General features: G+C 36.4%; 14 protein-coding genes and 1 pseudogene. 3 read left to right on the top strand and 12 right to left on the bottom strand.

Going from position 1 to position 13,759, the window contains the following annotated elements:
• Positions 1-60 precede the first annotated feature (60 nt).
• On the bottom strand, positions 61-1,425 hold the full coding sequence (locus B5D25_RS03480) for a 2-isopropylmalate synthase (RefSeq protein WP_078786443.1): 1,365 nt from the start codon (positions 1,423-1,425) through the stop codon (positions 61-63).
• A gap of 123 nt (positions 1,426-1,548) precedes the next feature.
• Here B5D25_RS03480 and B5D25_RS03475 point away from each other — a divergent pair, with 123 nt between their 5' ends.
• Together B5D25_RS03475 and B5D25_RS03470 are read left to right on the top strand one after the other, a co-directional pair.
• Entirely contained in the window at positions 1,549-2,394 is an 846-nt protein-coding gene (locus B5D25_RS03475) for a LysR family transcriptional regulator (protein ID WP_078786441.1), read from the top strand.
• Between the two features lie 50 nt (positions 2,395-2,444).
• Positions 2,445-3,206 (top strand): hypothetical protein, encoded by a 762-nt coding sequence (locus B5D25_RS03470; protein ID WP_078786439.1) that lies wholly within the window; start codon positions 2,445-2,447, stop codon positions 3,204-3,206.
• A 36-nt stretch (positions 3,207-3,242) separates the two neighbouring features.
• On the opposite strand, the gene B5D25_RS03465 is transcribed toward B5D25_RS03470, so the two are convergent.
• The 10 genes and pseudogenes from B5D25_RS03465 to B5D25_RS03420 form a co-directional block, all read right to left on the bottom strand.
• Positions 3,243-4,085 carry a damage-control phosphatase ARMT1 family protein gene (locus B5D25_RS03465; RefSeq protein WP_078786437.1) on the bottom strand — a complete coding sequence of 281 codons (843 nt, stop codon included), beginning with the start codon at positions 4,083-4,085 and terminating at the stop codon, positions 3,243-3,245.
• Between the two features lie 37 nt (positions 4,086-4,122).
• Positions 4,123-4,794, bottom strand: coding sequence for a class I SAM-dependent methyltransferase (locus B5D25_RS03460; protein ID WP_078786435.1), 672 nt, complete (start codon positions 4,792-4,794; stop codon positions 4,123-4,125).
• Positions 4,795-4,985: 191 nt separating this feature from the next.
• Positions 4,986-7,283 carry an ABC transporter permease gene (locus tag B5D25_RS03455; RefSeq protein WP_078786433.1) on the bottom strand — a complete coding sequence of 766 codons (2,298 nt, stop codon included), beginning with the start codon at positions 7,281-7,283 and terminating at the stop codon, positions 4,986-4,988.
• Position 7,284: 1 nt separating this feature from the next.
• The gene (locus tag B5D25_RS03450) at positions 7,285-7,986 is read right to left on the bottom strand and encodes an ABC transporter ATP-binding protein (protein WP_078786431.1); all 702 of its coding nucleotides are present in this window, start codon (positions 7,984-7,986) and stop codon (positions 7,285-7,287) included.
• Positions 7,987-8,121: 135 nt separating this feature from the next.
• Complete coding sequence (locus tag B5D25_RS03445; protein WP_159444068.1) at positions 8,122-8,772, bottom strand: TetR/AcrR family transcriptional regulator; 651 nt, start codon at positions 8,770-8,772, stop codon at positions 8,122-8,124.
• A gap of 92 nt (positions 8,773-8,864) precedes the next feature.
• Positions 8,865-9,413: a GNAT family N-acetyltransferase gene (locus B5D25_RS03440; protein ID WP_078786427.1), complete on the bottom strand. Its 549-nt coding sequence runs from the start codon at positions 9,411-9,413 to the stop codon at positions 8,865-8,867.
• A 26-nt stretch (positions 9,414-9,439) separates the two neighbouring features.
• Positions 9,440-10,090, bottom strand: a complete 651-nt coding sequence (locus B5D25_RS03435) for a class I SAM-dependent methyltransferase (protein ID WP_078786425.1) — start codon at positions 10,088-10,090, stop codon at positions 9,440-9,442.
• 172 nt (positions 10,091-10,262) lie between these two features.
• Complete coding sequence (locus B5D25_RS03430) at positions 10,263-10,718, bottom strand: NUDIX hydrolase (protein ID WP_078786423.1); 456 nt, start codon at positions 10,716-10,718, stop codon at positions 10,263-10,265.
• Between the two features lie 2 nt (positions 10,719-10,720).
• Positions 10,721-11,416 (bottom strand): hypothetical protein, encoded by a 696-nt coding sequence (locus B5D25_RS03425; protein ID WP_078786421.1) that lies wholly within the window; start codon positions 11,414-11,416, stop codon positions 10,721-10,723.
• 116 nt (positions 11,417-11,532) lie between these two features.
• Positions 11,533-12,369 (bottom strand): annotated as a pseudogene (locus B5D25_RS03420) (type I restriction-modification system subunit M); the annotation flags it as partial.
• 345 nt (positions 12,370-12,714) lie between these two features.
• Here B5D25_RS03420 and B5D25_RS03415 point away from each other — a divergent pair.
• Positions 12,715-13,614 (top strand): PIN domain-containing protein, encoded by a 900-nt coding sequence (locus tag B5D25_RS03415; protein WP_078786420.1) that lies wholly within the window; start codon positions 12,715-12,717, stop codon positions 13,612-13,614.
• On the opposite strand, the gene B5D25_RS13185 is transcribed toward B5D25_RS03415, so the two are convergent.
• Positions 13,615-13,746 carry a hypothetical protein gene (locus B5D25_RS13185; RefSeq protein ID WP_276709314.1) on the bottom strand — a complete coding sequence of 44 codons (132 nt, stop codon included), beginning with the start codon at positions 13,744-13,746 and terminating at the stop codon, positions 13,615-13,617.
• Positions 13,747-13,759: the final 13 nt, after the last annotated feature.

The following is a 13,759-nucleotide window of genomic DNA, read 5'->3' as shown; positions in this document are numbered from 1 at the left end:
ATTGCAGAAAAAAAACTCTCTGCCTTAATTTAGGCAAAGAGTTTTTTAATCTTATCTATTTTATTCAGATATTTCCGCATATTTCTTGATCAATTCTTCGTCGGTTATCATTGTGATCCTGCCGCTTTCATACTCGGAGCTCACCCACTCATACATTTTCTTTACAAGTTCATCGGTCTTAGGAAGCTCAGGAAGTCCAAGATGTTTACGATGATCATTTACCCAGAATGCAATTCCGGCAACGCCTGATGTATTGGTGATAGACACCTTAGGCGGACGGTTCAGGATAGTTTCCGTATCAAATATATTGTAAATCTCAGGATCTTTCATCATTCCGTCTGCATGTATTCCGGCTCTCGTCAGATTGAAATTAGCTCCGACAAATGGTGTCATAGGCGGTATCTTATATCCCGTTTCTTTCTCCATATATTCAGCGATCTCTGTAATAACCTGAGTATTCATTCCGTTAAGATGTCCCCTCAACGAAGCATATTCAAATACCATCGCTTCAAGAGGTACATTTCCGGTACGCTCTCCGATACCGAGGAGTGAACAGTTAACTGAAGATGCTCCGTACATCCAGGCAGTAGTTGCATTTACAACTCCCTTATAGAAATCATTATGTCCGTGCCACTCTATCATTTCAGAAGGTACATCCGAATAATGCTGAAGTCCGTAAATGATTCCCGATACACTTCTAGGAAGCGCCGCACCCGGATAAGGAACTCCGTAGCCCATTGTGTCGCAGGCACGTATTTTTACAGGAACATTACTTTCTCTAGATAATTCCATAAGCTTATTTGCAAAAGGCACCACAAACCCGTAAAAGTCAGCCCTTGTTATATCTTCAAAATGGCATCTTGGACGAAGCCCGGCTTCGATGCAATCCGATACTATCCCAAGATATTTATCAAGTGCCTGTTGTCTGGTTAATCCCATTTTATTGAATATATGATAATCCGAACAGCTTACGAGAATTCCCGTTTCTTTTATACCTATGGATTTTACCAATTCAAAATCTTTCTTCGAAGCTCTTATCCACGTTGTTATCTCAGGGAACTTATATCCGAGCTCCATACATTTTTCCAAAGCTTTTCTGTCTTTTTCAGAATAAACAAAGAACTCGGTCTGACGGATCATGCCATTTGGTCCGCCCAATTCGTGAAGAAGTTTATAGAGATGAACCATCTGTTCAGTTGTATATGGAGATCTTGACTGCTGACCATCTCGAAATGTTGTATCAGTAATAAAAATATCTTCCGCCATATTCTCCGGAACACGTCTATAATTAAATGCCACCTTAGGAGTCTCCGTATATGGGAACATCTCTCTGAAGAGTTCCGGCTCCTCCACATCCTGAAGCTTATAAATATATGGATCATGTTCCAGCTTATATGTCTTATTACTTAATACAATATTTTTCATATCACACATCCTTCCTAATCTCGACGACTCTAAAAATATGTACAAGTATATACATATGTAGTATTATGTGTAAAATAAATAATTTTAATAACATTAATTCGTTTTATCGATAATGAGGTGCGTATGGATATTGAAATGATAAAAACCTTTTTGATTTTGGCTAATAATATGAGCTTTACAAAGACAGCAAATCAGATGTTTGTTGCGCAATCTACAGTAACAAACAGAATAACGGAACTGGAGCGTGAACTTAAAACAACTCTCTTCTACCGCACCAACAGAACCGTTAAACTTACACCTGAAGGAGAGATTTATAAAGAATACGCCGAGAAGATAATCTCACTCACAGAAAAATCTCTGGCTGAAATGTCCTCTGTTAAGAAATATAAAAATAATCTGAGAATCGGAAGTACTGACTCCATTTACGAAGGTCATCTTGCTTCTCTGATCCTCAAATACAAAAAAAATAATCCCGATAATTCTCTCAGGATTTCCATCGGTCTTTCAAATCATCTCATAGAGCAGTTACAGGGTGATTTTCTTGATGTGGTATTCTCCTATATTCCACTAAGAAAATTATCTTATCATTCAGAATTATATAAGCAGGATTCTCTCGTTCTTGTAACAGATCGAAACAATAAAAAATATGCAAAGGGTATAACTGCCGAAAAGCTAACAGAAATCAATTATCTTATGTGTAATTTTGCCCTTCGTGACGTCGGTCAGTTTATCAGAAATCTTTTTCCGAGATTCCATCAATTTGAACTGGAAATAGATGACTGTATGAAGATCGTGCCTTACCTTGTGGGACAGAATAATTATACATTTCTTCCTAAACACATGGCCGAAACATATATCGGTGAGAAAAAATTACGTGAGATTCCTCTTCTTGATTTCAGCACTCCTGTAATAAACAGCTATATTATTTACAAAGATTCAATGAAAGAAAGAGTTTCAGAAGTTTTCTAAATTTGTGGTATAATAAGTATTAGTATTTATTTAAAGGGGAAATAAGTAAAATGAAGGAGAACAAAAGAAACGCATCACTGCTTATTATTTCATTACTGTTTCTGATATGGCTCATCGGATCGATCTGTCTCAGTGTATATGAAGCAAAAAGCGGTAAGACCTGGTTATTCCTGATCATTCTGGGACAGTTTTTCACCATAATGGGAATGATCGCAATCATGGCAATTGTTGCCGAAAAACAAAATGGCTGGTGGCTCGGAAGTATATTTGTGCTAGCAGGAACCTCTTGCATAATATACGGTTTGATGAGCAAACTCGGACCAAAGGATGTATTTGATAAGATGGTAAATGCCATCCCGCTTATTGCCGGAATAACATTTACTATAGTAGGCGGATTTATGCTTATATATTGTCATATCTCCGCAAAGAAACTCCGGGAAATCTGTACATATGAGATTTCCGGAAAATGTATAGACTTCAAATCTTCCGGATCCGGATACAAAAAAACACAGTGCCCGATTTACGAAGTTTTTTATAACGGAGAAAGAATGCTTCTTGATAAAAATATTTTCACTCGTGCTTTGAAAAATCCGGCAATGGGCGAAACAAGACAACTTTTCATATCATTAGACGATGTAAATAAAATAACTGATTCAAACTTCTCTCCTAAGGAAGAAATTCGAATCAGTCGATATATCGATGAAAAAACCGACAAAGCTGTCGCTATTTTTTCAAATATTTTATTCGGATCATTTCTGATAAGCGGATGCATACTTACTGTAGCATCCTGCATTTTCATACCTATATTTTAAATCTAATACTATATAAAGGATTTTGGCTTCGTTAATTTACCTTTCCTGAACAAACATTCCGGTAAGTTTCGGAACATTAAATCTGTTGATAAACAGATCACATTTGCAAAGGAAGGCGTAGAATACACGAAGCCCTTGTCCTGACATGGATTCATAATTACCTTGTCCTTTTGCAAGGACCACATCTGCTTCATCAAGCGCTTTCCTTGCTTCTTCCGGCAACATATCATATATGGTTCCGGCAACAGCATCTCCATTTGAAATAATTTCAGCAAACTTATCAAGTCCGACATAATATGCATCTTCTGAAGTTGCATCATTTAAAACTTCTTTACCTCGGACAAGTGCGCGGATTTTTAAATGAGGAAATCTTTTTGCAAGCTGCTCAAGCATCAGCTTATCCAGCACGATTTCTCCGCAGTTATCACATGCAAGAAGAAATGAACTGCCTTCTGCACATTCTTTTAAGAATTCTTTATATACCGGAATATCTCTTTCCTGCATTTCTGTATCTTTGAAGAGTGTCATAAATTCATTCTGATCCACATGATTCATAGCTCCGAAATCTATATAATTTCCAATTCTGGACATGATAAATGCTTTTGCCAGCGGATCATCGGACTTCTCGATCTCGCTCCTTAGATCATTTTCCATACTGAGAACCAGATCGTTGTATTTTTTCTTAATCTCTTTATAGTCAGCTGCTTTGCCGAAGAATTCCTCATGTACTTTATTGAAAAGATATACCATATACGGACTGGTATCTTCTTCACGTCGGTTCTCAAGAAGTTCCTTTATCTTAGCCAGGTATTCTTCATTGTCTGTTTTACTCTGCTGTTTGTCATATAAACATTTTGCACAGCTCTCAGATATACGCATATATAATTTCTCCTTTGACTTTTTCGGATTTCGAAGATTACTTAACAGCCATAAAGCCAGCCTGCAGATATGACGCCCATAATATATCCACAGATTTAAATCCAACTTTTTTAAGCAGCTCAAGATGCTGTTCGATGGTGATCGGTAATGTCTCAACGCCACGTCTGTCTATCTGCTTTTTAACATCTTCTTCCGAATTTCCATGCTCCCTAAGGAAGTCTATCCAGCGTTTCATGGCTATATCATCACTGACATCAGTAGACATCTTTATATTTTCAAATGTAATGAAAATCCCGCCATCCCGAAGGGCCTTGTAGCAGTTTGCAACAGCATTTTCACGTTCATCCGGTTTATAATAATGATGGCACTGTACCGCAGTTATAATGTCAAACTCAGCCTCAAAAGAAAACTCATGTGAAGCTGCATTAATAAAACGTACATCCTTACCTTCCAGCCTCTTTTTTGCTATATCAAGCATACTAAGTGACGGGTCGCACAAAGTGAATCTCACGTCACAAATTTCCTCCAGCACTCCCGCTGCAAGCACACCTGTTCCGCATCCTGTATCAAGCCAATCCACATTTCCCTGCTTAGATATCCTAACAAGATCCATTATTTGTTTATGGTATTCCCGGTAATACGGAAGTACATTGACTATATGTTCATCATAAATACTTGAATCGTAAGCCGATTTGTTATCATTACTCATCCTTCACTCTCCCATTGTGCTAATAATTTTTAAATATTGTAAAATGTTCCGGCTGATTAACGGTATTACTTTATTCTATAACTTCTGCCACTTCTGTAACTTCCGCCACTTCTATTTTCCTTAACCACAGAAAAACCATAAACAAAAATATGCTCCGTGTCAACATCTTTGTCTTCTACTATTTTCTGTCATCATTCTCTGTTTTTAAGTACCTCTGCAGGAGTGAATTTATTCAGTCTTTTGACCAGAAGTGAGTTAATTATAAAATACAGTATAAGTATGACTATATAAGTTATGATAAAGAAACTTATAGGCGCTTTAACATTCAAGCCGCAGGATACATTTGAAACCATAAACGGAAATATTTTATTCATGATAAGCTTTGCGATTGGCAGAGAGATCAGGGCTCCGAGAGCAACTATATAAAAGTTCCCGTCGAGATATAACTTTCTTATTTCTTTTCTCTTATATCCGAATACTTTTATGAGGGATATGTTGTAAGCACTTTTATCAATCATTACCTTCATCATAAGATACATTACCACACAGAAGATAATTGTTGATGCAAATGTGAGTACATATATCATAGGCATCATAAGATCCGTAAATACTGATGAACCCTTAACTATATCCTCTCTGGTTGTCACAGAATAAACTCCATCAGGATCTATATCCAGCTCTTTATCTGAAAAAAGAACATTATAATAATCATCTGATCTACCCATCATTTCACGCATAACATCAATATCCATGAAAATGTAAAAACTGGTTGAATAATCATTTATCTCCTTTACAGAGAATGCATGCTTTATCTCCTTGTCATCATCTGTAACCACAAATTCGTCTCCAACATCAAGCCCGAATTTATCTGCAAGAGCTGCGGATACAACTACATCCATTTTGCTATCACCGGGATTAACATCAAAATATGGATTATCCTTATCTATACCAAGTATAGTGACATCAAAATTATAGCCCATGGCTTCTTTTTTGCATGTATATGCATAGGCTGCCTCTCCGCCGGAAGGCACTTCAGCCTCAGGATATTTCAGACTATACATATATTCAAACTTAGTATCCTCTTTATAATCCTTCGCTATATTATTGCAAAGATTATAACAGTTGACAGCCATCATAAAGACAAGCAGCGATAGGAACATTCCCAGAACTACCGCAAGTGTTGAGCGAATCTCACGAAGCATCTGTCTGATCCTGAATGCGGTCACAAAGCTCATTCCCTTAAGCTTTATTTTCCTAATACCTTTCTGCTTGGATTCATTTCTGATAAGCGATAAAGCGGTTCTGTTCAATTTACTTCTTATGACAAGCACATTTACGATCATGGCCAGAATCGGCGGAACAGCAATTGAATAAATCCATAAATACATTGGTATATGAAATGTAAATTCAGGTATTGAATAATAATCATATGAACTTTCTGCGATCATAGGTGCCAGTACTCCGGTTGATGCAACCAGAACTCCCACAAGTCCTGCAATGAATGTTACCACTACAGGAAGAGTTATATAATGGCGAAGCAGATCATTCTTCTTAACACCCATTGAATACAGAGTACCTATAATGCTGCTCTCACTTTCAATGGAATGCACCACAAAAACCGAAATCACATAAGCAAGGAGTATAAAGACTACAACTCCCGCAATGATACCTACATCTATATCTACAACCTTATCATTTTTAGTTGCAAATATTCTCGGATTATCCTCACGTTTCAGAAATATGGTAAGATTAGATAATTCAAAATCAAAATTCTCAGAAGCTTCTTTCACTCCGGCCGGATTTATCTTTAAGTCCTTTAAATACTTCTTCAGCGAATCATCGTTTTTACTGCCTGATAATTTATATGCATAAAGATATGTTTCGGATATCCTGGCACTGTCCGATTCCTTAAACTCTTCATATGCTTCTTCTGTAATAAATACCGGTCCGAAATTCTTTGAATTACATGAAGTATCTGATATTTTCTTAAATGGACCATCATAATCAGATGTAACTCCTATTCCCGATACTGTATAATCCTTTCCTGCCAGATTGAAGATATCTCCGACATTTATATCATTCTCTTTGGCATATCTCTTTTCTATAACTATTTCATTTTTGCCGACAGGTTCTTTACCCTCTATGTAATGAACTTTATCAATGGACTCTCGAAGCTTGAAAATCCTCACAGTAGTTTTATCTTCATCAGCTCTTTGATAATCATAAAAGAAATGCTCTTCTATATCTATTCCCATTTCGCTTATATCATTTTTGTCATTCTGACTAAGCGGTATGAAAACCTCAAACTCTCCATCTTCAAGATTCGTTTCCACAGCCAGATCCTCTGTTCCTTTTGTCAGAGTTTCACCGGAACCAACTATCGTAACAACCAGAAATATACCCATGGCAATCACAAGTCCAAGGGCAAAATATCTGAAGAAATTCTTCTTTAAATCTCTTAAAACTCTTTTTCTAAGTACTTTTTGCATCTTACAGATCCTCCAATTCTGAAGCCGTAACCTTGGTTTCATTTCTGTAATTCTTAGAAATCTCTCCATCCTTTAAATAGATAACATGATCCACCATATTCTTGATTGAATTATTGTGAGTTACAATGATCATTGTAGTTCCGTACTTTCTGTTTATCTCTTCCATAAGAATCAGGATGTCCCTTGAAGTCTTTGAATCAAGAGCACCTGTAGGTTCATCACAAAGAAGCAGTTTCGGATTCTTAATGAGTGCTCTTGCTATAGCACACCTCTGCTGCTGTCCACCGGAGAGCTGTGACGGAAATTTATTCTGATGCTCGGTAAGACCCAGCACACTGAGCAGTTCATCCATATCAAGCGGACTCTTAGTCAGATATTCGCATACCTGAATATTTTCCCTAACAGTAAGATTCGGAATCAGATTATAAAACTGAAATATAAATCCGTGGGTGGCTCTTCGATAATCGGAAAGTTTCTCGCCCCTTAGTCCTGCTATTTCTTTATCGTCAATCTTTATCGAACCACTGTCTACTTCATCAAGTCCTCCAATACAGTTAAGCAGTGTTGATTTACCGGAACCCGATGTCCCCTGAATTACACACATTTCACCCTTCTCTATTCCAACAGATACCCCCTTAAGGACCTGTACATAGCTTCCACCTTCTCCATAGCTTTTCTTAATACCGGTTACTTCAACAAACATTTCTTTCCCTCCTGTTATACTAATGCTAATAATATATAAGCGCGCTCACATAACACTGTTATGTATATGCGTTTTTTATTGGCTCGGATTTCTCCAAGCCAAATAAATATCTTTCTAAAGTTTTATGAGTTATAACTAATAATTTATTACTCCATACCAGCCGCCTATCAAATAAGCCATCATTTTATCAATCTGCTTCTCGCCTTCTTTTGCATTTTTGCAATGAGTAAATATATGAATAACTATTTCTACCTGGTCATGCGATAACCAGTGAATAATGAATTTATCTTCCTTGGTCAGCTGCTTCTTAGACTTATACCCCTTCCAGACTACATACAAGGATGTATAGTGTCTTTCCATCTTTTCAACCATTACGTCTCGAATACTTTCATAACGCGATCCCTGGGATTTTGTAAGCAACAAATCCACTACATCTTTATGGCTAAAAAGATAATGGATTACTTCCCTGGCTACAGCTTCGTCATCATCAAATCCATGTTCAGCAGCAAGTTCAGCCACACTTCTTTCTGTACTTTCATAGGACTCAGCAACTTTCATCTCTTCAGAGAAATGATTATCTATGGTCTTATTAAGACCATACAAAACATCTGATACAAGATTTCCAAACAAATCTTCCTTGTCCTTGAAAAAGAAATAAAGCGCTCCTGTGGTAACTCCCGCTTCCTTACATATATTTCTTAAAGAAGCTTTCATGTAACCTTTCTCAGAAAACTCCCTCATAGCACATTCCAGAAGTTTCTTTTTAGTTTCCTTCTCATTATCCATTATATTCATCCTCTCTTCGCATATAAACCAAGCGTGAAAAACAGATAACACCGTTATGTATTTTTAAGTATATACATAACAGTGTTATCCTGTCAATGTTTTTTGTTTATATATTCCAGTCTATTGATAGAATAAAGATATTCACCGGATGTAACTCCTGTCTTCGGATAAGTACGAGTTCCTGTTCCATCTGTAAGTGTCATCCCCAGCTTCTTCATCACGCCCTCTGAAGCTGTGTTTCTGATGTCGCAATGAGCCCGAACAAAATCCGCGTTTAATTCATTAAATGCATATGACATAAGGGCCATTGCTGCCTCTGTTGCAAAGCCCTGCCCTCTTTTATCCCGGCAAATAATCCATCCAATCTCGAATGTATTTCCACTTCTATTTTCACATTTTTCCAGATTTATTCCGCCGATTATCTCACTCCCTTGAAGAATTACATATTCTCTATCCTCCGGCTCATCTTTTTGCCACTCCGACCTGGCAAATTCTACAAACTTCTCTGTATCCTCCATAGTTTCATTTGGAAGAAACATCATCATATCTATATCAGGACTTCCGGCATATACATGAATAGCCTCAGCGTCTCCATTTTCTATAGGGCGTATAACAAGCCTTTTTGTTTTTATTGTATTCATTTAATTCTCTCCAATGATAATTCATTTTATATAACAGCTTTTAATGTATGGGTAACTTCCCAACTGTTCAGTTCCTCTACACTTGTAAATCCAGCGGCAAGAAGCGCTTCTTTTTCATGTTCTACAGTCAGCGGCGTATCATAATGATAAAATATATCATCTGCCAAATTCTGCTCTTTTCGTATACGAAGCAACTCATTTCTGAAATACTCTTCCTGCTCCTCATTCTCTGCAAAGTAGTCTGTAAGAATGAAATATCCACCCGGTTTGAGTGCCTTTCTAAGTTTTGTATATAAAGGTATTTTTTCCTCTTTAGTGAAATGATGCAGCGATTCTACAGAAACAGCCGCATAAAATACCTCTTCTCCAAATGGAACGTCAAAATAAGATCCACATATTGTTGTTATGTCTTTATCTGAAAATTTTGTCTTAAGAAAATCCAGCATAGCTTCTGTCAGGTCTATTCCCGTAATTCTTGCCTGCGGATTTATAGAAAAGTATTCCTCTAATTCAAGTCCCGTACCACATCCTAGATCCAGGACATTAGCTTTTTCCTCAGTTGGTAAGAGAGAAGCTGTATATTTATAAAATACATCCGCTCCTTCGATATTATTTTTCATATGCTCATCATAACCTTCAACACGAGCAGTAAAAAAATCATCCATCTTCTCAATCATTTATATCCATCTCCTATAACCAGTATAATCACGCTCATCCGAGGTTTTGCTTCCTTAATACATCAGAAAAAGCCTGCATTTGTTTCCTATTATTTCTCTACTATCATATAAAGTCAGGTGGACAATCTCAACCTCATGTTTTCTTATAAATTAACTTGAGACAAAATATGGACTATCTTAAATATCGTATTATCCAATTTTTCTTCATGAACGTAGGGAATGCCTTATATTTATCAAGCTCCGAAATTGGAATCCAATACATATTCTCTCTTACACCCTGGGTAAAACTGTTACTGTTCAGTTCCTTTATACCCCTAGACTTCATCATAAAATAAAGAGCAATCTCATGACAATCCATATTCTTTAGTGCACCCATATTGTCATTAAAGAAGTTCTCATGAATTACTGCAAGGTGATCAATTTCATAATGAACACCCGTTTCCTCAAAGACTTCTCTTTTAACTGCATCCTCAGCAGTCTCTCCCATACGAACCGCACCACCTATGGAATAGTAATAATCATCCCTTTCGTTACCGGCAAATAATACACATCCATCTTCAACTATAATTGCTGCAGCACGGTATCGGAACCATCGATTATCATCCGTAAAACCACAATTGTATTCCATAATCAAATAAACCTTATTCTACACTTGCCTTCAAGATTAAATGCTACCGGTTCAGCTCCAGTTGCTTTACAGACAAGTGTATCTGCATCCCATCTATCAAACTCAATATCGTCCAAATCAAGATCATCACATTCACATCTGCTATAAATTGAAATCCAGTCCTTCGGTTCCACTGCAGTCAAAGGATCTTTAAAATCCAGAACAATAACATCACCTGGACAAGCCCAAAAACATCCATCCACAGCTAGAAGATCATTTTGGGAATTGTAGAAACAATCACACCAAATAAATGTTTCTTTAAATTCCTCAGGATACTTCCCGTGAGATTCTGCTGGAATGTAGTGCATACTTTGAAGAGTATCAAGATTCAAAACACTGTAACCATATAAATCCTCATCAAAAACAAAATAAGTATTCCCATCCGCATGGTGAATAATACAGGCTAACCTTGAATTACCGTCTGTATTTTTCCACTCAAATACCTGTTTATCACCCTTAAACAATCTGCATACCTCTCCGTCAACTGGCGCATAACCGGGCTTGCAGTTCTCCTCATCAGCGTAGTAATAGTATCTGACAATATAACCTGATTCCAGTTCTTTTTCTCTCTTAGGCTTATCAAACCTAATTTTCGAAAAAATCTGTTCATCGAGTTTCTTCATATCTTCTTTGTGTTTTTCTGTTCCATAATAATTCATTTTGACCTCAAATCACTAATTTTCTATACAAACCAAACCTGTTGTTACGTTTAATTGGAAGAGTATTTACATAGTCAATTCTGAACGGAAGAACATTTCCATCATTGATAGCATCAACTAGTCAGGTTGATTTTCTGGCCAAAAAAGCCCTGTCTTACATGTTCCTTTCCGAGTATCTTCGCAGCTTTAAGAAGCAACGAACCAGATCCACAAGCGGGATCATATACCTTATTTATTTCAGACTTTCCGGCAACCGCAAGTCTGGTAAGAAGCTCTGATACCTCTTGTGGTGTATAATATTCTCCACCGGACTTACCTGCATTTGACGCGTACATACCCATAAGATATTCATAAGCATCACCAAAAGCATCAATGGTATTCTCCCGGAAGTCACCCAGCTTCATTTCTCCAATACCATCCAAAAGCTTGACCAGCTTATCATTTCTCTTCGCAACTGTCGCTCCAAGTTTATTACTATTAACATCTATATCATCGAAAAGGCCTGCGAAGTCATCCTCACTCTCACTACCATTAGCAGAATTCTCAATATTCTGAAATACCATTTCCAGTTTCTCATTCAAGTTATCTACAACACTACGGATATTTCCATCCTTGTTCTTAAATGTAGCCTCTGTATCCTTTGCATCTCTTCTTACATTACAGAAAAGCTCTGATGGGAGTATGAAGAATCCTTTTGTCTAGACCATATCCTCTCTTGCCATCTCAGCCTCTTCATCACTCAGCTTTGCATAATCAAAATCTAAGTCACCGGCATCCCACTCGTCCTTATTTATCTTTGTAGTAAGATTTTCTGATATATATCTATAGAACATGAATCCAAGGATATATGACTTAAAGTCCCAACCATCAACACTTCCTCTAAGATCATCTGCTATCGCCCATATAGCTCTGTGTAGCTCGTCACGTTCCTGTTCTTTTTTTGTATCTGTCATTATTTCTTCTCCGTTTTGAATTATTATATCTGTATCCTGGATAGACTCTCCCAAATACATATTATAGCAAAAAATGAACCGCATTTATACCGTAAATACGGCCCATTTGTCATTTTTAGCGTATATACGGATGCCTATTTCGTATTAGTGTTTTATCATCTTTATCTCTCTTGAATTTTAAACACTCTAATATATATCTTTTCGATAGGATCTTTCTTAAGTTCCAAACATCTATTATAGTGTTTCTGGAACTCCTCATACATATCTGGAATAGACTAATTAACACCTGAATGCTATAATTTTATAACAAATTGTAAAGAACGGAATAATATCGAGGAATAGAAAATGTCAAATATTAAAAAAATATATTTAGTTGATTTTGAAAATGTTCATGATTCTGGCATTAATAATCCAGAGTCACTAAACAAAAATGATAGCATATATATTTTTTATACAAACGAAAATGATAAGCTATCAACTTCAACTGTTAGTGGATTAAAAAAATCAAATTGTGAATATGAGCTAATCTCAGTTCCTTCCGGTGATCAATCACTTGATATGCACCTTGTTTCATTTCTCGGATTTTTAATTGGTAAACATCTGACAGAAGACGTCTCATATAGTATTATCAGTAAAGATAAAGATTATAATAATATTGTAGATTATTGGAAAAACGAATTTGGAATTAGCATTAGTAGATGTGATACTTTGCCTTCTGCTACAAATAATAGAACTGTACAACAAACGAATAATAAAACCCAGAAAATAACTCATAAATCCGGAAAATCCTCTAACAAAAAATCAAAACTAGAAATAGATATTCAAAACGCAATCAGCAAAATATATACAGGAAAAATTCCAAATGAAGTTGCATCTATAGTACGAAATCATATAGACGATGATAAGCCACTCAATGCAATACATAATGAGCTTAGGAACACCTATTCTCTATATTCAGAAATATATAATCTTATTAAACCAATTGTTGAAAAATATAACAAGACTGTTGAAACACCTAATTCCCATACTACTGAAACCACAGATAAAAAAGCCTTACGAGCTGACATTCAGCAATCTCTAAAAAAAGGAAATTATCCAGCAGGAATATATAACTCAGTGGCATCTATTGTTAGCAAGTATTTCGAAGAAACAAATCGAAAACAGATAATATATCGAGAAATCATTTCAAAATACGGTCAAAAGACAGGGCTTGATATTTATCACAGAATAAAAGTACATTTATAATCAGCAGTTATTAATTTTCATTGTCAGATCATAAATCCGCCCCTTGTCAATCGTGTCCGGTATAAAGAGTCTTGTATAATACTCCAGTCTCTGAAGTGTTGCCGCAGGAGAAGCAACCTCATCAAAATTCATAAACACTCTGCAA

Origin of the sequence: Eubacterium ruminantium (genome assembly GCF_900167085.1) — a bacterium.
Classification (GTDB): domain Bacteria; phylum Bacillota; class Clostridia; order Lachnospirales; family Lachnospiraceae; genus Eubacterium_Q; species Eubacterium_Q ruminantium.
This window is presented reverse-complemented; position numbering and strand designations above follow the sequence as displayed.